The organism is Paenibacillus sp. S33, from assembly GCF_053615415.1.
The window spans coordinates 1,967,335-1,988,540 of record NZ_JBSIEZ010000001.1 but is presented as its reverse complement, the minus strand read 5'-3'; the positions used below and the strand labels follow the sequence as shown (position 1 = coordinate 1,988,540).

The following is a 21,206-nucleotide window of genomic DNA, read 5'->3' as shown; positions in this document are numbered from 1 at the left end:
GTTTCTAATTTGGAATGAAGATGATGTTAGCAGCATGATATTTAGCCACTAACATCATCCCTTTTTCCTCTATTTACGCATTATTTCTGTGATTTTTTCTCTTGCTCCACCGCTTTATCTAGCAGTTTCTGCATCTTCGGTTGTTCTTGTTTCACATAATCTGCCGCCGTAATTTTACCATCCAACACAGGTTGAATATCTGTGAAGAAAATATCGTACCATTCTGCATTATACGTATAGTTGCCTGGTAATGAGCGTCCATAGTCATTCACGATATCAATAAACTCTTGTTTATTGTTAGGCTTGGTTTTCGTATCTTTGGACCATTCATCAGCCATGTCCAACAGATTCGGAATTTGTACCTTGGCATCTACGAGCTGCTTCATTCCTTCTTTAGAAGTTGTCAGATAGTTAACCAGTTCAACAGCTTCATCCGGGTATTTTGTTTTAGAGGAAACGCCGATACCCAGAGAACCAATCCATGTTGCCGATTTGCCAGTCGATCCGGCTGGGAACGGCAGCAAATCATATTCAAATGGCAGTTTTTCAAATGTACTCATATCCCAAGGACCTACCGGGAAGAATGCCATTTCGCCCTTCATCCAACGTTGGTATGTGTCCAATGTTTGTGATTGTTCAATACCAGGTGTAATTTTATATTTGTTTTGCATATCAGCAAAGTACTGAAGCGCTTCCGCAAATTTCGGATCATCAATCGTTACTTTAGTTTTGCTCTCATCCAGCCAATCAGCCCCATTACTCCATACAAAGGCTTGCAATGCCCACTGAACGTTAAAGCCTGTACCGTATTGATCTGGCTTGCCGTCACCATTGGTATCCTTGGTCAACTCTTGGCTAACCTTGATAAATTCATCCCATGTATACGGTTTGTCTTTGTCAGGCAATGGAACGCCCGCTTTTTCGAACATCGTTTTGTTGTAGCCGAGTGCGAATGGACCTAAGTCCTTCGGCATACCGTAAATATCTCCTTGACCGGCCATTTTGCCGTCATAGCGATACAAATCTATACCGTATTTCCAGATGTTATCCAGTTTAATATCCTTGTTCTTCTCAATGTAAGGAGTGAGATTCTTCAACACCCCACTGTTTACATAAGCTTTCACATCTCCAGGGGCAAAATAAAAGATATCTGGGAGGTTGTTTCCTGTAATCGCAGCTCTAAGTTTTGTAGCATATTGATCTGCTGCCGTCACGACCATTTTAACCTTTACGCCAGGATGTTCCTCTTCAAATTTCTTGATTACTTCCTTATAAGCCTTTTGTTCATCTGTTCCACCACGGAACATGAATGTCAGTTCCTTACTTCCATCACTACTGGAACTTCCCCCACTACAACCAGCCAGTGCAGCCACCATTAACAACAGAACAACCATTGTTATTGCAAAACCTTTTTTCTTTATCAACGCGACCCCTCCTAAATTTAAATGAAACCGCATACAATCGGTGCTAAAATAATTTCATACCACTCGGCCTAATCTTTAACTGTGCGGTACACAACCCGTTGTTGATTGCCGCTGTGATTATCATCCCTCTCATGTACCGTATAATTAACATTTTTCTTTATCAATAATGAATTCGTTTACAAACAAAATATAGCATGCCTTTCCTCGGTTCGTCAATGTATTTTTCAATCTTTTTAAATAGTTATAAAACATAGGTTAGAGTAACATGGAAAGCAAAATTAAATCGTATTTAAGTTTATTTACATCAAAAAAACTAGAAATAAATCTTAAATACGATTTATTTATGAAGTAATCCCTAATTTGGAGTTCAATTCGCTCCTCTCTTGGTTTAGTAAAGAAAATTTACAAAAAAGCAGTTTACTTCTTTTTGATTTTATTTTAACATAAATCAAAATAAATATATAAGCGCTTACATTACAATTTTTATAGATAAGGATGGTCTATAGCTATGATTTATATTAAGGACTTAATGTCAGGGTTAGATATTTTTAAAGCACTGGGTTCAGAAATCCGCATTCAAATTCTCGAGTTACTTGCTTACCAGGGACAAAGTATGAATGACATTGCCAACAAACTTAATTTGAGTAACGGTACAATTACAATGCATATTCGAAAATTGGAAGAATGCGGTCTTGTGGAGATCAATACCGTGAGCGGCAAGCACGGTATCCGAAAAATGTGTTATTTGAACAAGGATAAGCTGATGGTAGATTTGCGCAGCAGAGAACAAAAAAATGTGTATGAGGTTGAGATTCGCGTAGGTCATTACAGTAACTATCAAGCGTCCCCCACTTGTGGATTGGTGACCCGAGACAGCATTATCGGCGATTTTGATGATCCACGCTATTTTGCAGATCCCGGGCGGCTGGAGTCGGAAATGATCTGGATGGCCGAAGGCTTTTTGGAATACCGCATCCCCAACTATCTGAAAGCGAATCAATCCTTTAAAGAAATTCAATTCTCCGCAGAACTAGGCTCAGAAGCACCCTGCTATTGTGAGGAATATCCCTCCGACATTTGTTTTCACATTAACGGTATCCCTATTGGGCACTGGACCAGCGCCGGAGATTTTGGAGAAGTGCCGGGGGTTCTCAATCCAGATTGGTGGCCACCGCATTTAAATCAATATGGTATGCTCAAATTAATTCGCATCAATCAGCAAGGCAGCTTCATTGACGGGTGCCGCATTTCCGAGGTCACAATAGACGATATTAACCTTAACTATAAAAGCGACATTACACTCCGCTTATCCGTAACCGATCAATCGGAAAACAAAGGTGGGCTTACTATTTTCGGCAAAAGATTTGGGAATTTCAGTCAGGATCTACTTGTGCGGGTGCTTTATGATGTGCACGGGGAGGACAACGCCAACTCCTGACACGCCACATGTAAAAATAGGCCGAAGCCTGTATTCATTGAATACATGTCCTCGGCCTAAATATCCTGATCCTCACTTAAAGAGATATAGATCAATAAATAAAAAATGACTGCTATCCCAAATACCAACCAGCAAAAGGACAGTAAATGAAGCCTTGGTACTGCATGTACTCCCCATCTCCAAATATCCGTAAGGAGCACCAGTGGCTGCAACAACACATCCCAGCTATTCCAGCGAGCAAATCTGCCTATATATACGCCTATACTGGCCAGCCACAACAACACAAAAACTACAGCCCATGCGAGCCCACCTGAACAAATCCTCCTCAGCATATGGTGGATCACCAATACACAAAGGGATGTAAGAAAAAGGCCAAGCCCTGCTGCTGAAAAAGACGTAAATAAGATTAACCAAAATTGTGTGTTCAACCAAAAACGTGTATCAGGATTCACATCGTAAAAACGAAACGCATGAAGTAACTCAGTCACCAAATAAAGAGCATTCGGCAGAAAAAACAACCATACAATTGAGGAGAAAAATAAAAGAATACTTCTCACTTTTGTACTTCGCAGTCGGGATAAAGCCATCATTCCCAGAGTGATAAAGACCGGAACCCAGGCCAGGAATATATCCCAATACAGAAATTGATACATCCTCGTTCCACTTGTGGACTGTAAATACATAATGAGTCCGAAACAGCCCAACGTAGCTACAAGCAGCACTCCCAACAAACTGGGCAGCTTGTAACCCTTCCTTCTTAACAGCAAGTTTCCATCTACCTCCTGCCTGATCATGCGTATATACGTCTTTTTAAACCCTATTTCATAGCGCTTTCATATTTAGAGAGGCCTTTGTCTATTTACTCCACGTTTCGTATGTCCTCGGATACATGGGTTGTTATCGTCAAGGCATCAAAGGTAACAGCACAGCCCTCCCCCACCGGAGATTGAGCAACAACTCCGACTTTGAGCTGGTTAGGAACATTCATACCAAAATATCTCGCCAACTTCCAATGCTGACCGTCTGATGAATAATGAAATGCAAAGCAATTTCCAGCTCGTGCCACTCGTAAATACGGATTGGACACGTCCATCGCCCCAGAGACACAATCATCGGATGTATCCCGAGTGACCACACTAAGAATAGATGGAGTGCTTTCAAAATATTCAAAACACAGCTTAGCCCAGTGGGTATCATCCGCCATCATCATCAAGCATCCTGAATCATAAGGCTGCTTCATATCAACACGAACCCTCGTCCATATTGTAAAATCACCTTGAAGCGTTGTATGCAAAAAGGGTGCGGACGATTTTACCGTTGCGCCAGACGGATCTCTAAAGAAATCTGCCTGTGAAGGTGCAGAAATTTGCAAAGACTTGGAATCATCGAATCTCCATTCAGCCGGCTCATTGATCCAACTCCAATCCGCCGGCAAAACTTTACCGCTAAAGCGTTCAAATACGTTCATATGGATACCATTCCTCTCTGGCAATATAGTCATATAACACATTGAAATCTGGGGCACAATCCCCTTGATACCACTATATACGTTATTTTCCAGTCGTCAATAATGATGATCTGTCTTTAATGTTTATAAAAAAAAGACTTGCCATCCTGAAATGTTGTGCTTATAATTACACCTAACTTGATACGGTAACAAATTTCAATGACGAGAACGAGTAAGCTATACAGCGGATTTGCAGAGAGTTGGGGCAGGTGAAAGCCAACATTCCGAGGGTAGCCGAACGCCATCTCTGAGAAGCGGGCTGAACCTGAAGTAAGCTCTGCCGCCTTTCCAGCGTTAACCGGAACACGTATTGATGGATACGTGAACAGAGTGTCATTTCGTATGGAATGAAACTAGGGTGGTAACACGGGTATAAACTCGTCCCTTTACAGGGGCGGGTTTTTTTGTTTTTCAAAAAGGAGGAAATCATCATGACAAATGTATCGACAGCAGTATCTATAACCGATTTTTTGACTCCAGCTGTACGGGAAATGCCACCTTCAGGCATCCGTAAGTTTTTTGAATATAGTACAGGCAGAAAAGATATTGTATCGCTTGGTGTCGGTGAACCTGACTTTGTAACCCCTCAACATGTCAGAAAGGCCTGTATCACAGCACTGGAAAATGGTAAAACATCATACACACCGAATGCTGGACTTCCCGAGCTTCGTGAGGAGATTGCCGGGTATCTGGAGAGCAGCTTCAGCACATCCTACAACCCGACAGATGAAATCATGGTAACCATTGGAAGCAGTGAAGCACTGGATTTGGCACTACGCGCCCTGATCACCACACACGATGAAATACTTATTCCGGCTCCATGTTATATTTCGTATTCGCCCATCACGTTTCTGAACGGAGGACATACCGTAACGGTTGAAACCTCTGCGGATCAGCAGTTCAAGCTAACAGCTGAGGCACTCCAAGCCAAGCTGACTCCACGATCCAAAGTGCTTATTCTCTGTTATCCGAATAATCCGACGGGTGGGGTGATGACCTATGAGGATTGGTTGCCGATTGCCCGCCTGGTTGAGGAGCATAATCTTGTCGTTATATCAGACGAAATTTATGCTGAACTGACCTATGGACAGAAGCATGTAAGCTTCGCTTCTCTGCCGGGAATGAAAGAGCGTACCCTGCTCATCAGCGGCTTTTCCAAAGCATTTGCGATGACAGGCTGGAGGGTCGGCTATGTGTGTGGCCCAAGAGAGTTGATTTCAGCTATGCTGAAGATTCATCAATATACCGCCATGTGCGCTCCTATTATCGGGCAAATTGCCGCTATTGAATCCCTGCGTAACGGGCTGGAGGAAAAAGATCGTATGATGGAATCTTACAATCTGCGTAGAAAATGGTTCGTTGAAGGCCTATGTCAGACAGGACTGCCATGTCACGAACCAAATGGTGCCTTCTATGCTTTTCCCTCCATTATGCACACAGGGTTAAGCTCAGAGCAGTTTGCCAAGCAGTTGCTGGAAGAAGAAGGAGTCATTACAGTACCCGGTTCCGCATTTGGCCCAGGCGGCGAGGGCTTTATCCGCTGCTCATATGCGTCATCGCGAGAACAGTTGGAAATGGCTTTGGAACGCATTAGCGCATTCTTGAAACGTCTATAAATGCGATTTTCCCTATCATGAAATGAACACTGGGTGAACACTACCGTAGCAGCTTCTGAATAAGCTTTTTCTGGTGTGCTGGCAAGCCTTTTGGCCATTCCCCTACATGGCAATAACAAATGTTGGAGATTTCGGCGCTTGGTCGGAAAGCACCCGGGAGTCCGGACATCCTAATCTTTAGGATGTCCGGTATTCAGAACGTTTTGCACAAAATCAGTCTTGGCCTCCGTGTACGCTTCACGATCATGCTGATTTTCCATCGCCAGCCGCCTTTTTAATACATCATATTGCTGAATCAGCTCAGGCTGTTCACGAAGTCGGTTCCGAAACAATAGCTGCCGATCCCAATGCTCATCAGATTTCAGTATGAGATGCAGATGTCCCTTTCTTTGATCCTGTTCCACTTTAACCAAAAATCTCCTCCATTCCCGACCGTCCAATTCAGGCGGAACATAGTTCCAGCCTGCTGGTTGTAAAGCAGACACGATCTGTTCCAGTTGATCCCAAGATTCTAATTTTGCCATTATGTCAATAATGGGCTTAGCGGAAAGATTGGGAATTGCCGTGCTTCCTATATGTTCGATTTCCGTCACCTTAAACGGCAGTAATAACTCCCGCAACTGGTAAATGATCTTTAAGCCCTGCTCTGACCAGGCAGGATCAGGATTTACTATTTTTACAGGCTCCGTAGCCCACACCGGCCAATGGTCCTGGTTTTGCTCCTCATGCATTCATAATCCCCCCTAATTTCTACTCATGTATTGCAGCTTACGACTGTATAACTGAGCGTTTTCCGCATCAAAACAAACAAAAATAATTTCATTCAAACCGGCATGTTCCTGTACAAAACGTGTCACTTCCTGTATAGCAATATCCGCCGCCTTTTCTTTCGAGAAACGGTAGATACCAGTGCTGATATTCGGAAAGACAATGCTTCGTGCATTCAGTTGCAAAGCCAATTGGAGTGTATTCTGGTAGTATTTCGCCAATAGCTCCTCTTCTTGATGGTCGCCACCATTCCACACAGGACCAACGGTATGAACAACATTCACGTTTATCTAAGTTCAATTTGGGTATTCATTAATCCTCCTCCTCTCGTAAAAAATCATCTTAGATAACACCCATTATTAATATCAAAGGTCGCTCCCGTATAATGCCTGGATCTTTTCGATAGCAGAAACAGGACAGTATAAGCAACATCTTCTGCTTTTAAAGGCTCAGGAATTAGCTGATGATTTGTATATTCCTCCTTTCTCCAATCAGGAATATGATCCATCATTGGAGTACTTACCATCGTTGGTGCCACAGCATTAACTCTTATATAAGGTGAAAAATTCATGGCACAGCTTTTAGTAAAGCCCAATATTGCAGCTTTTGATAATCCATAGATCGCATCTGAGCTTCCTTCCATTCCAGAAACAGAAGACATATTTACGATAATTCCCTGATGCTTCTTCTCAATCATGAACTTTCCAAAAAATTGCGAGAAATATACACATCCCTTAATATTTATGTCCAGCACCTTCTCTATTTCTTCCATACCATAGTCGAGTATATTCTTTCCTCTATAAACACCTGCATTATTGACTAAAGCTGTTATGTCCGGGTGTTCTCCCTTAATGTATGTAAAAAAATCAGTTACTTCCGTATAGTTACTTATATCTATCAGATAGGTGTACAAACTTGGTGAATTCAGTTCAGCCTCAAGTTCGTTTAAAGAACGTTTATTCATATCACACGCAATAACACTTGCGCCTTCCCTTAGACATTGCTGAGTAATTTCCTTTCCAATGCCGGAAGCAGCTCCTGTTATAATAACTTTCATTTTATTAAGCAATGAAGAAACCCCTCTCTCGTTCGGTATATAGTTTTACTCAAAATACCTCTCTCAAGTACTATCAGCTATATGAAAGAAACTTACTTCAGTAACATAAGTGCAGTCGCAACCGAATGATCCACAAAAGAACGCTCTGGGCGCGACTTCATCATCACGGTAATCCCAATTAACAAAGAGACCATCGTATGGGCCAGAGCTCGTGCGTCCATGCTAGCCTCCAGCTCTCCTGATCTTATACCACGCTCGAGGGTTTCCTGAAAGACGGCAGAAAGATACATCTGATGTTCTCTGGTTAAAATCTCAAATTTCTCATCATGAGGGGCTAATTCTACCATCGTATTAATACAAAAGCATCCTCTATTAGGCCCATCCTCGTACTCTTCTGCCACGACTCCTCCAAAAAAATTGTAAAACGCTTCTTTTACAGAAGAATTGCTTTGTAGTCTAGAGCGTACATAAGCAGCGTGGGATTGCGTATATTTGCGCAGCGCGGCTTCGAATAATTGCTTCTTGTCTCCAAAGGCAGCGTAAATGCTAGGGCGCTGAATTCCCATTTTGGAGGTTAAATCACTTAAAGATGTAGCCTCGAATCCCTTTTCCCAAAAAATTCGCATCGCTGCATCCAACGCTTGATCTTCATCAAATTCCCGTGGTCGAACCATAAGCAGCTCCTTCTTTTCATATCGTTCAGTATATTAAGATTGTATAATCACGATAAGGAACTGTCAAATATGTACATGATGAACTCTTGACATTTCATATGTACACAAGTTATATTGACCTAAATTCATTACATACCAATCAGTATATTATACTCAACGGTATGTAAATACAGAAAGCGACGTGGTATGTGAAAATGAAGACGTCAGAAGAAAAAGCGGTACTCCTCCCTCATCAAACGGTAGCAAATGCTGCCGAAACAGCCCCCATTCCCTCCCTGTCCCGATCTGTGGCACTCTTGTTTGCCATAGCCTGCGGGCTGGCTGTCGCTAACATTTACTATGCACAGCCATTGCTGGATGCGCTGGCAAACGAATTTGGCATTACGCACTCATCGGTAGGCATGGTCATTACTATCACGCAAATTTGTTATGCGTTGGGATTATTGCTGCTCGTCCCGCTTGGCGATCTTTTGAATCGACGGCGACTGATTACAGGGCAAATGCTGCTATCCGTGCTGGCACTAATCGTGGTTAGCTTTGCTCCTACCCGTACAATACTGCTTATGGGAATGGCAATGGTTGGTCTGCTGGCTGTAGTCACTCAAACACTCGTGGCTTTCGCCTCTACCTTGGCTAATCCGACTGAACGTGGGCGTATCGTAGGTCTGGTGACCAGTGGAGTCGTTATCGGCATTCTGCTGGCACGAACCGTGGCCGGTGTATTAACTGATCTGGCAGGCTGGCGTTCAGTTTACCTTATTTCTGCCATACTTACGCTGTTTATGGCTGGAGCTCTGTTGCGGGTGTTGCCAAAGAACGAACCCACAAGTGCGACACTTTCCTATGCGCAGCTGCTCCGATCGGTTATCGTACTATTTTTGCAAGAACGAATTCTGCGCATTCGTGCTGTCCTTGCATTGCTTATTTTTACGGCGTTCAGCATATTGTGGACTTCGCTTGTGTTACCTCTCAGTGCACCCCCATTGTCTCTTTCACATACTGCTATCGGGGCCTTTGGTCTGGCTGGAGTCGCCGGGGCATTAGCAGCAGCACGAGCAGGGCGTCTTGCCGATCAGGGCTTGGGACAACGGACGACGGGTATCGCACTAGTTGTGTTGCTGCTGTCCTGGTTACCTATCCGCTACACCGAGCATTCTCTGTTCGCTTTAGTTCTTGGCGTCATTCTTTTGGACTTGGCGGTACAGGCTGTACATGTCACCAACCAAAGCTTGATTTTCAATGTGCGCCCTGAGGCACGGAGCCGACTTACTGCAGGCTACATGATATTTTATTCCATTGGTAGCGCCACCGGGGCCATCGCTTCCACTCATATGTACATCTATGCCGGATGGAACGGGGTGTGTCTATTAGGAGCTGGTGTCAGTGCTCTGGCTCTCATCTTTTGGGCTTTAACTCGACGTTCAACTTGAAGGGGAGACTGCTATTGATTGAATCAGAAAAACCGCCGGGTTCACGACAATGACCGGCGGTTCTCTTCTGTCACAACAAAATCATCACTTGATTGCAATATAAATCAAAACAGGTTCATCAGGACTGCCATACACTTCAAAATCACCTGTGTATGTCCGCTCCCCTTGTCCCGTGGCAGCCCACTCCCAGATCGTCTGCCATACACGGAAGACAGAAGAGGGTTCCTGAGTTGCCTGAAAAATGGCGTAGCGTGCAGCCGGAATGATAAGTTCTTCAAGGTCATCAGGAGTTTGGAAATCTACAGCCGCTTCCTTCCCGATAAAAAACGTATACTCGCCCAAAGCTCCATTTTCATAGTCAGTATAGCAACCATAGACAGAAGCATGTCCTGCTTTTTCCTTTATCCGACCAGGCACGTCCTCACTCCAAAAACGTTCCCACATGTTTGGAATGATCCCGTGAGATGTTTGTTCATTCTGATTACTTGTACGTGCTTTCAACCCAATCAAACGGATCTCACCTCGATATTCTTCCCGAATGGGTCCATCCAGTGTAAGCCCCGTATCCTCTGAGGACCGCCATCGTTTCAAAAACGGCAGGTAATTGCGCAGCATCGAAGTCGCTTCTTCTTCCTGCATCCCCTCCTCTACCAGGAAAGGCACAGACTGCTGAATCATTCCCTCCATCGTCAATTCAGGCTGTACAAATTCGCCTTCCTTGTAACAATACTTGCAATACTCATCCGTTTTATGATGTTGTGCATCCGTTCCATATTGGTCCTCATGCTCTAGCGGCATCCCGCAACTTTGACAAGCTTTATCCATCCTCGTAAATCCCCTTTCGCTAACTGATATCAGGTATGCCACAAGTATAACGAAACAAACCTGACAACTATGGGTCAGGTTTGTTTTACTTTAACAAGATTTCCTTTATGATTCCTGAACTTCTTCATAATTAGACGCAATACGCAGCGCCATCTGATGAATCTTGTCACGCAAATGGGCTGGTTCTTTGACAACCACATCCGGTCCCAGGCTTAAAATAAATCCGTACGCCCATGCATCCTCAGGAAACGGGACCGAAACCGTATAGATCCCTTCCTCCTGCTCGGTCAATGCTTCTACGCCAAACCAGTCCTCCGCCAGATGCCTTGAGTCACGGTTAAATTGTAGCGTAAATGGTTGTACGGCTCTGGATACCTCCATCCGCCCCTCATTCCACGGCAACACTTCATAAGAAAGATCCCTGCGAGCAAAAACGGTCTCTGTAACCACAGGGTCACTCATGCGCGAGAGTTTGAATAGACGAAACTGCTCCCTATCGGGACAATATGCATATACAAACCATTGTTGTCCTTTCAGAACGAGCGTATGCGGTTCAACATTCCGTTCCGTTATGGCTCCCCCCGCATTTCGATAGGTAAAGGCGACAGTGCGCGCTTGGCTCATTGCTTCTTTTACCTTTATCAATTTGCCTTCCTGCGCAGCCCGATTTCCCCATCCCGAATGATCGACGATAAACTGTGTGGTATGGACACTAAATTGCTCTTTCCCAGATTCCGGTATAATACTTTCAAATTTATGAAGTAACCGCGACACATTCGGGCCGCCCAACGACGAGGACAAACTCTGCAAACCCATCACGATATCCTTTATATCATGATCCGTCAGCATACTGCGATCCAGGCGGTATCCTTCCATAAGACCGATTCCCCCGTTGGCTCCCTGATAAGTGACCACCGGAATACCTGCCATACTAATCGCTTCAATATCTCTATAGATCGTCCGGATCGAAACCTCATATAAATCAGCCAGTTCCTTCGCTTGTATTCTATTTTTCTTTAGCAGCAAAATGACGATAGAAAGCAATCGGTCAATTTTCATTTTTTCAAAACCTTTCGTCATTAATAAAAATAAGCCATGAACTCCTCATCATATCCCTGACCGTGATATTCCAAAGCATTCTTTTCTATACCATAGGTTTCAAATCCCAATTTTCTATACAGCTCAACAGCAGCTTGATTGGTAGTCACCACACTCAGGTTGATTTGCTTCAAACCTTCCACTTTTCTACCTTGGCTGATAACTTCAAATAAAAGTTTTTTTGCGATCCCCTGGCCTCGATAGGTCGATGGTACATAAACTCCCCAAATTGCTCCCTTATGCTGCGTCTTTATTTTCTGCTCTCTTCTAAACCCGGTCATGCCAACCAGCTGATGATCCTTTGTAAATGCACCAAGTATGTAATGATCTCGTTTATTTTGTATCTGCTTCACCACATCAGATAGCGGAACTAGTGCGGCTTCCTCATAGGAGGTTCCAAAAGCTTCGGGGTTCATTTGTAGGGCTTCCAGTCTCAAATTCCAATAAGCCTCAGCGTCTGCTGGTTGTATGTTTCTGATTAAAACCATGGCTTCCCGTCCCTCCAAATGTTTTCCTTCATCTTACTCTATCTCTTATCTAAAATGAATCTGTTATTCTTCGATTAAAATAACCTCAGGTGCTCTATCCAGCCGGATAGAATGCCTGAGGTTTGGTTTCAATAACTCCTTACATATTATGACTCGTAGCGCTTCAGCACAATGACCGCATTATGACCACCGAAGCCGAAAGAATTAGATAGCCCAATATTTAGTGGAGCCTTGCGCGCTTTGTGAGGCACATAATCCAGATCGCAAACCGGGTCCGGATTGTCTAGATGCATCGTTGGTGGAATGATGCCTTCCCGTAGGCTTTGCACAAGCGCAATCGCTTCGACCCCGCCCGCAGCTCCCAGCATATGACCCAGCATGGACTTATTCGCAGTAACCGGAATCTGATAGGCATAATCACCAAACAGCTTATGGATTGCAAGGGTCTCAGCGGCATCCCCGACAGACGTACTCGTTGCGTGGGCGCTAATCACGTCCACTTCTTCCGGGGAGATGCGGGCCGAATGAAGGGCCGCTTTCATCGCCAAGTAAGCTCCGGTTCCTTCGGGATGCGGTGCAACCATGTGATAAGCATCCGAACTGGCTCCATAACCGATGACCTCACCATAGATTTCCGCACCACGGCGGATAGCGTGTTCCAGTGACTCCAGTACCAGAATACCTGCACCTTCGCTCATGACAAAGCCGTCTCGATCCTGATCAAAAGGTCGACTTGCTATAGAAGGCTCCTCGTTACGTGTGGACAAGGCAGTCGCATTAGCGAAGCTTGCCAAGGCCAATCTAGTCACCGCCGCTTCAGTTCCACCAGCAAAAATGACATCCGCATCTCCTGTGCGAATCGTCCGAAACGCCTCTCCAATTGCTGTATTCCCAATAGAGCAAGCCGTCACGGGTGAAAGCGTAGGTCCCATCGCTCCAAACGCGATACTAATTTGAGCAGCTGCCATATTCGAGATCATCATGGGTACCAGCGTCGGGCTAACTCTACCCGGTCCACGATGTAGCAGAACATCTACATTGTTCACCAACGTATCCAAACCGCCGACTCCCGATCCCACATAGACACCTACACGCTCCAAATCGGTGTGATCCAGTTCCAGACCGGAATCCTTAAGCGCTTGTTCTGCCGCATATAATGCAAACTGAGTAAACCGATCCATTCGTCTAGCATCTTTACGTCCCCATTGCTTTTCTGCATCAAAATCCTGTACCAGTCCAGCAATTTGTGCTTTCAAATCGGACACATCGAATGTATCAACTTTACGTATACCTGAATTGCCTTCCAGCAAATTCTTCCACAACGTGTCCACTTCATTACCTATTGGGGAAACGACACCCATACCTGTTATCACTACTCTTTGCATAAGCTATTCATTCCTCCTGCTCGGTGACTTACTTATAATCCTCATTTTACCCTTGTCTTATCCTATTACAAGTGTTTGTTTATCCTGGTATAATGAACACTACTATAGTAAACGCCTTATTTGCTCACTTCGGATATCCCCATTGAATGGAGAGAAAAACCTATGAAAACGGAAGCACGTCTGGAAGCACTATCTGTTTTTCTAAAAACAAAAAGGGCCCGCCTACACCCACATATGGTCGGTCTCCCCCAAGGATCACGTCGCAGAACACCAGGCTTGCGCAGAGAAGAAGTCGCTCAGCTGGCAGGTGTCAGTACGACCTGGTATACCTGGCTGGAGCAAGGACGAGATATTAAGGTGTCCGCCTCTGTGTTGGATGCTATTGCTGCCGCATTGCAGTTGAACACAGACGAGCGCAAATATTTGTATGATTTGGCGATCGAGGCCGGGTCTCACAGCCTTCCAGCTCCAGCAGAGCAGGCCGTCATTTCCCCCTCTCTGCAAAAGATCGTACAAGAGCTACACTACTGCCCTGCTATTATTTCAGATCGGCGTTGTCATATTGTCGGTTGGAACGCCGCTGCTGCTCATGTTTTTATGGATTTTGCCGAGCTACCACATGAGCAACGCAATATGATTGAACTGCTATTCACCAAAAAGGAGTTTAAAAGTCTAGCCGTGAATTGGGAACACTTTGTAAAGGGGTTCCTTGCAATTTTCCGCGCTTATTACGGACAATACGTAACAGACCCCTGGTATGCACAATTTATACAAAATATGAGTCAGACCTACCCAAAGTTTAACGAGCTTTGGAATCAGAGTGAAGTAAGCTCCGCGCCGGAGGTGCTCATTGAATTTCGTCATGCCAAGGCTGGCAAAATGCTATTTGACCTGACTTCTCTTCAGGTACAGGGCAGTGTTGATCTCCGTTGCAGCATCTACACCCCTAATGCGCAGACCTCTACGGAAAGTAAACTCCAAAAGTTAATGGAAGGCAGCTAAAGGATTTCATCCCTCCTGTTATGAAGATATCTTTTTCCGTCCATACTACATCTACGATCTGTGCTAAATAGATGCCACATATGTGACAGAACCAAGAGCTTCAACTGTGCTACTACCAGGAGGGAGGGAATCATCATGAAAGCCAAATCGACAAGTTCCCCGCACATACCTAATCAAGCGCCACTGCCTGTTCCGGTGCAATTTGATCGAAGCTGGCAGGATGAGCTGGACCAGCGGCTGCGCAAAGGTGGCCCTTGGGGAGATTGGAATCTGTATCAGCTGGCCATTGAGGCTGAAAAAGTCAAACTGGTGCCGAGCTTTGATGAGCTTCAATGTCTACAGCATTTGCAAGACCTCACTCCACTACCCCATCAGCTGGATACCGCTCGAAAGGTACTGTTTCAAATGTCCGGACGTGCCATTCTTGCCGATGAAGTCGGCCTAGGCAAAACAATCGAAGCTGGAATGATCCTAAAGGAATATCTGGTTCGCGGGCTGGCTTCCAAAGTGCTTATTCTTGTACCCGCATCTCTGGTCCTACAATGGGTGCGTGAGCTGAACAGCAAATTCGGTATTCCCGCTGTCGCCCAGAAAAAAGCGTATTCTTGGTCTTCCGAGGTCGTCGTGGCCTCTATGGATACCGCCAAGCGGGAGCCCCATAGTAACATCCTACTAGATACCGATTATGACCTGCTCATTATAGACGAGGCTCATAAGCTGAAAAATAAAAAGACATCCAACTACCAGTTCATTATGAAGCTGCGCAAAAAATATTGTTTGCTCCTGACAGCAACACCTGTACAAAACGATCTGTCTGAGCTGTTTAACCTGATTACACTGCTCAAGCCTGGTCAATTGGGAAGACATGGCGATTTTTCAGCCAACTTTGTTGTAGATAAACGTCTACCCAAAAATGAAGATCAGCTCAAGGATGAGCTATCTAAAGTCATGATCCGCAATCGTCGCGGAGAAGGCCCGGTTCAATTCACCAAACGAAATGTTTCCAACATTCACTTGGAACTTTCGCCGGAAGAGCAAGCACTGTACGATGGGGTGACCTCTTTTGTCAAAGAGCAATACCAGGCGAATGGCGGAAATTTAAGTAGCATGCTGTCTCTCGTCACCCTTCAACGGGAAGTGTGCAGCAGCCGGGACGCTGTGTTCGTGACGCTGGTCAATTTGTCTAAAAAGATGGCCCCAGACTCTCCCCTACGCGATCGTGTCTGGGATTTGGTTGCACATATTAAAGCGATCAAGGCCAATTCCAAAGCAGAAAAAGCGCTCGAGCTTATCCGTCAGATGAACGAAAAAGTGATCATTTTTACAGAATACCGGGCCACACAGGAGTATTTGCTGAACTATTTCCGTGACCGTGGCCTATCTGCTGTTCCTTACCGAGGCGGTATGAACCGTGGACGCAAGGATTGGATGATGGATCTGTTCCGTGGGCGCATTCAGGTCATGATTGCCACCGAAGCGGGTGGTGAAGGCATTAACCTGCAATTTTGTCACCATATGATTAACTTCGATTTACCGTGGAATCCCATGCGTGTGGAACAGCGGATCGGACGGGTACATCGGCTTGGACAGACGCATGATGTTAATATTTTCAACTTGTCCACAACCGGAACGATTGAGGAGCATATCCTGCATCTGCTGCATGAAAAGATAAATATGTTTGAGATGGTCATTGGCGGATTGGACGTTATTCTTGAGAAATTTGAGAAAAAAGAATCTATTGAAAAAAGTCTGTATAAGATCATGCTTGAATCCAGTAGCGATGATGAAATTCGCAAAAAAATGCAAAAGCTGGGCCACTCGCTGGATTCCATCAAGCAGGAAATGGAACAACTGCGCACAGACCAGCCAAACACCGAGGATTTATTAGGCCTAGCAGGCAATACGGTTCCTCCGGGCAAAGCTCGACGCAGTGTGAAGGGAGGTCGCTAGTTTGACCATGAATGCACAGCAAGTCCAGCGTTTTGTACACACCTATCTGGAAGCTACCGGATGCAGTGTCATTGAGAGGTCGCCTCATCATGTAACCGTCAAGCTTTCTCCAGAAGCGGATAAAGCCTTAACAAACCGCCCCTACTATTGGGGATACGTAGAGCGTACTGGCGTTCCAGCGCAGACGATGTCCTTCACTTTCATCTTTGATGGGGAAGCCTATCGTACAGAACAGGAACGTTTAGCGGATCATACGCCACCAACTCCAGCATCAGGCAACGCAGCACAAGATCAGGTCATGGGGCGTTACTTCGGTCATGTACCGACATTACCACAATTGGGACCTGGACGTATTTTGCAGGAGGAGCTTCGATATGGAAGCCGTCGGCTGCATCAAATTTTTGAAGCCGCACGAGATGGAGGGAAATATGTTTATTTGTTTGAGCAGCCTGATGCCCGTCAGCTGTCTGCCCGCTCTCCCGTAGTCTATGAAGCTTGGCTCAGCATCTGCTATAAGATTGAATTCGCCTGCGATTTGAAGCGTGAGGAACTTCAGTGGCTAGGTATTTCGCTTAAAAGCGGCACCATTGTAACCGATTTTGGCGCCATGCTCGAAACCCGGCAGCTCAGCCCGCTGCTGGCGGGTAATATGCATGTGCAGCCTGCCGAGTTATCTGTCCCTGAAGCTTCTAGCTCGCTTGAAAGCTATCTCACCGAACAGCTCCGTCAGCAAGATTATGATTGGGCTGAGCAGGCGAAGGAACGATTGCGCGAGGAATTGGAGGTTATTGACCACTACTACGATGATCTTATCAAGGAGCAGAAAGAGGAAGAGGATAAAAAAGAAGCCATATCAGAGCAGCATCAAGCCCGCCGTAAAGAAATGGTATGGCAGTATGAGCCCAAGGTACTCGTATCCGCCATTAACTGCGGGATATTTCATCTGCGGTAACCGATATCTCTTGCTCCTTCGCAGGAGAGTTGCAGAGGTATCGTCAGCTTGTAACATCTTGCTTCAGCCTACACCAGTTTCCGCTGCTGTAACCACAAGTTTGGTTAAACATGTCTCCTATGTATCGACAGCAAAAAGCGAACCTGGATACGACATTTGCGACGACAAGGTGCAGCAGTCTTTTTATCGGACAGGCTGTATGCTGTATAAAAAGAATGCCTCCGTCGGGCAATCAAGCCGACAGAAAGGTGGATTTCATTGAAGAAGAATCATTCCGGGCACTATACCATAGGTATGATCGCAGCTGTTCTGATCGGCCTGTCCGCAGTCTGTCCGTTCGCTTCCATTCATGCGGCTCCCTCAGTCGCACAAGGCAACAATTTAAACTTGGTGTCTCTCTACAATGAAAGCTCGCGGGTTGCTCCATTGAACTCCACGAGTCCTGCTACTCCTTCCCCGGGTGACGTTTCAGCAAGTTTTCCTACTGAGGAGCAAGGCGTGCCCGCAGACGTAAAACAGACTGCAGACAACATGGTACAATCCCTATCGTCGCAGCCCCCTTTTGTCTCGTGGAAAGATGCTGAGCTTAGCTATCATCCGCTCGGACCTGGAACCCATAGTTGGCTTGTTCAAGTAAACCGTGCGGGAGAATACATCGGCTACCTGATTATCGGATCAGACTCAAACGGCGTATATCAACTCAACGAATATGGGAATGGTCCAGGTGGACCTTATAGTATGGATATACTTCGCCAATCTCTGGTGTCGCTCACAGAAACCGATCTTTCATCTATCGACAAGCTGCAAATCACACCCATGTATGAGGAACCGCTACTAGCCTACTGGCTGGTGCGTTCCTCTACAGGCAGCGAAATATGTATTGATGCTGTAACTGGCGATCCGTTACCTGTAGAAGTGGTAGATGGGAGTTGGAAACATAAGCTCCAAAACAACGTATTCTCTTCATCTGTACCCTTTTTGAAAACACAGGCGCAAGCAGTTACGGTCTCGTCTGCTCCTTTCGATCCCTATGACGATCTGGGTTGGCTTCAGCCCAAGCAAAAACTTTTTGTCCGTAACACAGCACAATTTATGGATACACTGAGTATTTCACCGCGTATTATATTTTCTGCCACAGGTATCAATTTTGCCTTTGGAGGTCCCTTATCCATTAGTGGGTATCAGTCTTGGATATCCCCAGATCATCCGTCCCAACCCAATTTATATGCGTTAACCTACCATCATGGACTTTCCCGATTTGTACCGCTAAAACAGTTATTGTCAGCTGGCGAATTTTATCGTTTGGACTCCTAGTTATTAATAAACACGAAAAAGATCGGAATGATCTCTACAACATAAAAAGAGACCTCAAATGGCATAACCTATGCCTCTTGTGGTCTCTTTGGCGAGTTTAATGTCGCTCCCTTCGCCCTCTGCGTGTGGATTTCATCCACATTTTCAGAGCGAGAGGCAACATGCCAAACCATTTGCTCCCCCACGGCTCTCTGGCTTGTTTTTGACTGCGCCGAACATCACGCGGCGTTTCCATATAGCGAACAATCCGCTGCGTAATATACGTCACCAGTTCGTCACTTTTCGCCATCCTCCATGACCTCCTCCAATCTGCGCCTATTATTTCCATTTACATTGCTTGGAAATTCGGATTCACACGTTAGGTGCAGATAAAACTAGCTTGCTCATTTTCCAAAAGGTCTAACCCCTGTGGAAATAACTATGCATGGTTTCCCTTAAATGGAACATACTATCTTCAACATAACAGTTACCCCAAGGCTAATTGTCATATTTGAAGGCAGCTACGCTGCTTTAGGTTTGATGCCTGTTATGAATGGTTTTTCAGTAAATAATCAATTCGTCCACTGGGGGAATAGAATGTGAGGAAAAAAAGGTTAAACAAAATATGGCTGACATGCTTGGGGTTAAGTCTATGCATCCTTTGCAGTGCTGTATTCGCCCCATTTACCTATATAGCTGCTCAGCCCGACGAGAAAAGTAACGAACCAAACAAGTATATAGATAGTCCATCCAACATACATTCGTCCTATCACGCTTTTGCTAAGCCCGTTGTCCTGATTGATGTAGGCCATGGCGGTGTGGATGGTGGAACAAGTCACAAAGGAATTTTGGAAAAAGATATCAATCTCGCCATTGCTCAAAAGCTGTACTTGATTTTACGCTCCCAGGGATATCCTGCTGTCCTGAATCGGGACAAGGACTACGCACTGAGTGACGACAACCGTTGGCTGCAGTCCAAATCCCGGCACCTTAAAGACCTCGCCCAACGTAAAAGCCTAACAGAACAACTGCCCACCGCTTTGGTTGTAAGCCTGCATGTCAATTGGAGCAAACGTGCCGAAAAACGGGGACCCATTGTACTGTATCAGGATGAAGGCAGCAGCTATCTGTTAGCTGAACGGATTCAGCATTCATTAAACCGCTTATTTTGCATGAATAGAAAAACAGTGTACGGAAAACCCTTTTATCTTTTGAATAAAATCCGGCAACCCGCTGTAATTGTGGAAACCGGATTTATCAGTAACGAACAGGACAGAGCTATGCTTTCCGAGGATCGTGGTCAAAAAAGCATTGCCGAAGCTATTGCCGCAGGCATTATTGCGCATTTGACGGCATGGTAGTGTTGATGGCTGGGTCTCCCGTCCATCCCCATACAGCTCGTACCAAATCGCTAATACCCACAAATTTGGCGTGCTCCTTTAGCTTGGGAACCGACGAATGAAGAGCGGAGGATGTGTACATACCAGACACGCCGACGTGCCCAATCGTTACGCAGGTGTTGTGCTCATCCAGCCATTCAACCACTTTTGTAAGTTGCCGATTCACATGGGCGAGGTTATGGACATCATCCAGAAAAACATCATTTCGTACTGGTGGCATTCCCTTTTTAGCGGCAAGCTCAGGGACCACTGACCGATAATTAGTACGGCTATCGACAAAAAATAGTCCATGCTCCTTACAAACATCAAGAACAATGGACATAATGCGCTTATTAGAAGTGATCTTGGAACCCATGTGGTTGTTCATCCCTATCGCATAAGGAACATCCTTAATGGCTGCTGTCACCTTCGCACGTACTTCTTCATCCGTCATATTAGCCTTAATTGCTCCAGGCCCAAGCCATTCGGGCTTCCCCTGCTTTGGCTCCATTGGAAGATGGACGATGACATCATGACCGCGCTTATGCGCTTCCATAGCGTCCTGCTTGGTTGTAGGCAGGAAGGGCATCACAGCAACGGTAATCTTAACGGGTAAATTTAAAATTTGCTCAGTTCCTTTCATATGGTTTCCCAGATCGTCAATAATGACAGCAACCATCTTTTGCGGATCGTCCTGTTTGTCTATTGCTTCTGCAACACCAGTACTACAGACCATGAATAACATGCATACCGAAATACAGAGTACTACGGTTCTTCGCATTTTGGAGCTTGAATGGAATACAGGTACATAAGCTGGCTCTTTCCGAGCGCGAGATTCCTTTAAAGCCTTTTTTATTATATTTCTCATGTGCAGCTTCCATCGTGTACTCATTGCAGGTCAGCCTCCTTCTCTGTCCCTT

21 protein-coding genes and 1 other annotated feature are annotated in these 21,206 nt (G+C 45.3%); of the genes, 8 read left to right on the top strand and 13 right to left on the bottom strand.

The window, feature by feature from the left end:
• Positions 1-80: 80 nt before the first annotated feature.
• On the bottom strand, positions 81-1,424 hold the full coding sequence (locus ACWGXJ_RS09455) for an ABC transporter substrate-binding protein (RefSeq protein ID WP_029516750.1): 1,344 nt from the start codon (positions 1,422-1,424) through the stop codon (positions 81-83).
• Positions 1,425-1,932: 508 nt separating this feature from the next.
• Here ACWGXJ_RS09455 and ACWGXJ_RS09450 point away from each other — a divergent pair.
• Complete coding sequence (locus ACWGXJ_RS09450) at positions 1,933-2,862, top strand: ArsR/SmtB family transcription factor (protein WP_452566620.1); 930 nt, start codon at positions 1,933-1,935, stop codon at positions 2,860-2,862.
• A gap of 56 nt (positions 2,863-2,918) precedes the next feature.
• Here ACWGXJ_RS09450 and ACWGXJ_RS09445 read toward each other — a convergent pair whose 3' ends face one another.
• Together ACWGXJ_RS09445 and ACWGXJ_RS09440 are read right to left on the bottom strand one after the other, a co-directional pair.
• On the bottom strand, positions 2,919-3,629 hold the full coding sequence (locus tag ACWGXJ_RS09445) for a DUF1361 domain-containing protein (protein WP_452566619.1): 711 nt from the start codon (positions 3,627-3,629) through the stop codon (positions 2,919-2,921).
• A gap of 92 nt (positions 3,630-3,721) precedes the next feature.
• Positions 3,722-4,330 (bottom strand): DUF1349 domain-containing protein, encoded by a 609-nt coding sequence (locus tag ACWGXJ_RS09440; protein WP_254327866.1) that lies wholly within the window; start codon positions 4,328-4,330, stop codon positions 3,722-3,724.
• A 189-nt stretch (positions 4,331-4,519) separates the two neighbouring features.
• Positions 4,520-4,758: a binding site (T-box leader), on the top strand.
• Between the two features lie 42 nt (positions 4,759-4,800).
• Here ACWGXJ_RS09440 and ACWGXJ_RS09435 point away from each other — a divergent pair.
• Positions 4,801-5,985: an aminotransferase class I/II-fold pyridoxal phosphate-dependent enzyme gene (locus tag ACWGXJ_RS09435; protein ID WP_452566618.1), complete on the top strand. Its 1,185-nt coding sequence runs from the start codon at positions 4,801-4,803 to the stop codon at positions 5,983-5,985.
• Positions 5,986-6,155: 170 nt separating this feature from the next.
• Here ACWGXJ_RS09435 and ACWGXJ_RS09430 read toward each other — a convergent pair whose 3' ends face one another.
• The 4 genes from ACWGXJ_RS09430 to ACWGXJ_RS09415 all read right to left on the bottom strand — a co-directional run bounded on the left by ACWGXJ_RS09430 (position 6,156) and on the right by ACWGXJ_RS09415 (position 8,484).
• Positions 6,156-6,716 (bottom strand): GrpB family protein, encoded by a 561-nt coding sequence (locus ACWGXJ_RS09430; RefSeq protein ID WP_254349439.1) that lies wholly within the window; start codon positions 6,714-6,716, stop codon positions 6,156-6,158.
• Between the two features lie 12 nt (positions 6,717-6,728).
• Positions 6,729-7,037, bottom strand: coding sequence for a macro domain-containing protein (locus ACWGXJ_RS09425; RefSeq protein ID WP_452566617.1), 309 nt, complete (start codon positions 7,035-7,037; stop codon positions 6,729-6,731).
• A gap of 53 nt (positions 7,038-7,090) precedes the next feature.
• Entirely contained in the window at positions 7,091-7,822 is a 732-nt protein-coding gene (locus ACWGXJ_RS09420) for an SDR family NAD(P)-dependent oxidoreductase (protein ID WP_069291647.1), read from the bottom strand.
• Positions 7,823-7,902: 80 nt separating this feature from the next.
• Complete coding sequence (locus tag ACWGXJ_RS09415; RefSeq protein WP_069291646.1) at positions 7,903-8,484, bottom strand: TetR/AcrR family transcriptional regulator; 582 nt, start codon at positions 8,482-8,484, stop codon at positions 7,903-7,905.
• 194 nt (positions 8,485-8,678) lie between these two features.
• Here ACWGXJ_RS09415 and ACWGXJ_RS09410 point away from each other — a divergent pair, with 194 nt between their 5' ends.
• Positions 8,679-9,914: an MFS transporter gene (locus ACWGXJ_RS09410; RefSeq protein ID WP_254325895.1), complete on the top strand. Its 1,236-nt coding sequence runs from the start codon at positions 8,679-8,681 to the stop codon at positions 9,912-9,914.
• Positions 9,915-9,998: 84 nt separating this feature from the next.
• Here the strand turns inward: ACWGXJ_RS09410 and ACWGXJ_RS09405 are convergent, their stop codons facing one another.
• The 4 genes from ACWGXJ_RS09405 to fabF form a co-directional block, all read right to left on the bottom strand.
• The gene (locus ACWGXJ_RS09405; protein ID WP_452566616.1) at positions 9,999-10,739 is read right to left on the bottom strand and encodes a zinc ribbon domain-containing protein; all 741 of its coding nucleotides are present in this window, start codon (positions 10,737-10,739) and stop codon (positions 9,999-10,001) included.
• Between the two features lie 105 nt (positions 10,740-10,844).
• On the bottom strand, positions 10,845-11,798 hold the full coding sequence (locus ACWGXJ_RS09400; protein ID WP_452566615.1) for a helix-turn-helix transcriptional regulator: 954 nt from the start codon (positions 11,796-11,798) through the stop codon (positions 10,845-10,847).
• 20 nt (positions 11,799-11,818) lie between these two features.
• Positions 11,819-12,325, bottom strand: coding sequence for a GNAT family N-acetyltransferase (locus ACWGXJ_RS09395; RefSeq protein WP_322172122.1), 507 nt, complete (start codon positions 12,323-12,325; stop codon positions 11,819-11,821).
• Positions 12,326-12,471: 146 nt separating this feature from the next.
• The gene (gene fabF, locus ACWGXJ_RS09390; protein WP_165175803.1) at positions 12,472-13,710 is read right to left on the bottom strand and encodes a beta-ketoacyl-ACP synthase II; all 1,239 of its coding nucleotides are present in this window, start codon (positions 13,708-13,710) and stop codon (positions 12,472-12,474) included.
• 162 nt (positions 13,711-13,872) lie between these two features.
• On the opposite strand from fabF, the gene ACWGXJ_RS09385 reads away from it, so the two are divergent.
• The 4 genes from ACWGXJ_RS09385 to ACWGXJ_RS09370 all read left to right on the top strand — a co-directional run bounded on the left by ACWGXJ_RS09385 (position 13,873) and on the right by ACWGXJ_RS09370 (position 18,928).
• Positions 13,873-14,712: a helix-turn-helix transcriptional regulator gene (locus ACWGXJ_RS09385; RefSeq protein WP_452566614.1), complete on the top strand. Its 840-nt coding sequence runs from the start codon at positions 13,873-13,875 to the stop codon at positions 14,710-14,712.
• 135 nt (positions 14,713-14,847) lie between these two features.
• Entirely contained in the window at positions 14,848-16,662 is a 1,815-nt protein-coding gene (locus ACWGXJ_RS09380; protein ID WP_069291644.1) for a DEAD/DEAH box helicase, read from the top strand.
• Between the two features lies 1 nt (position 16,663).
• Positions 16,664-17,614 carry a YqhG family protein gene (locus ACWGXJ_RS09375; protein WP_061828581.1) on the top strand — a complete coding sequence of 317 codons (951 nt, stop codon included), beginning with the start codon at positions 16,664-16,666 and terminating at the stop codon, positions 17,612-17,614.
• Positions 17,615-17,872: 258 nt separating this feature from the next.
• Positions 17,873-18,928 carry a hypothetical protein gene (locus ACWGXJ_RS09370; protein WP_452566613.1) on the top strand — a complete coding sequence of 352 codons (1,056 nt, stop codon included), beginning with the start codon at positions 17,873-17,875 and terminating at the stop codon, positions 18,926-18,928.
• A gap of 97 nt (positions 18,929-19,025) precedes the next feature.
• Here the strand turns inward: ACWGXJ_RS09370 and ACWGXJ_RS09365 are convergent, their stop codons facing one another.
• Positions 19,026-19,217: a YqzE family protein gene (locus tag ACWGXJ_RS09365; protein ID WP_029516735.1), complete on the bottom strand. Its 192-nt coding sequence runs from the start codon at positions 19,215-19,217 to the stop codon at positions 19,026-19,028.
• A gap of 289 nt (positions 19,218-19,506) precedes the next feature.
• Here ACWGXJ_RS09365 and ACWGXJ_RS09360 point away from each other — a divergent pair, with 289 nt between their 5' ends.
• Positions 19,507-20,268: an N-acetylmuramoyl-L-alanine amidase gene (locus tag ACWGXJ_RS09360; RefSeq protein ID WP_452566612.1), complete on the top strand. Its 762-nt coding sequence runs from the start codon at positions 19,507-19,509 to the stop codon at positions 20,266-20,268.
• On the opposite strand, the gene ACWGXJ_RS09355 is transcribed toward ACWGXJ_RS09360, so the two are convergent.
• Entirely contained in the window at positions 20,243-21,178 is a 936-nt protein-coding gene (locus ACWGXJ_RS09355) for a divergent polysaccharide deacetylase family protein (protein ID WP_452566611.1), read from the bottom strand. The genes ACWGXJ_RS09360 and ACWGXJ_RS09355 overlap by 26 nt on opposite strands.
• Positions 21,179-21,206 lie beyond the last annotated feature (28 nt).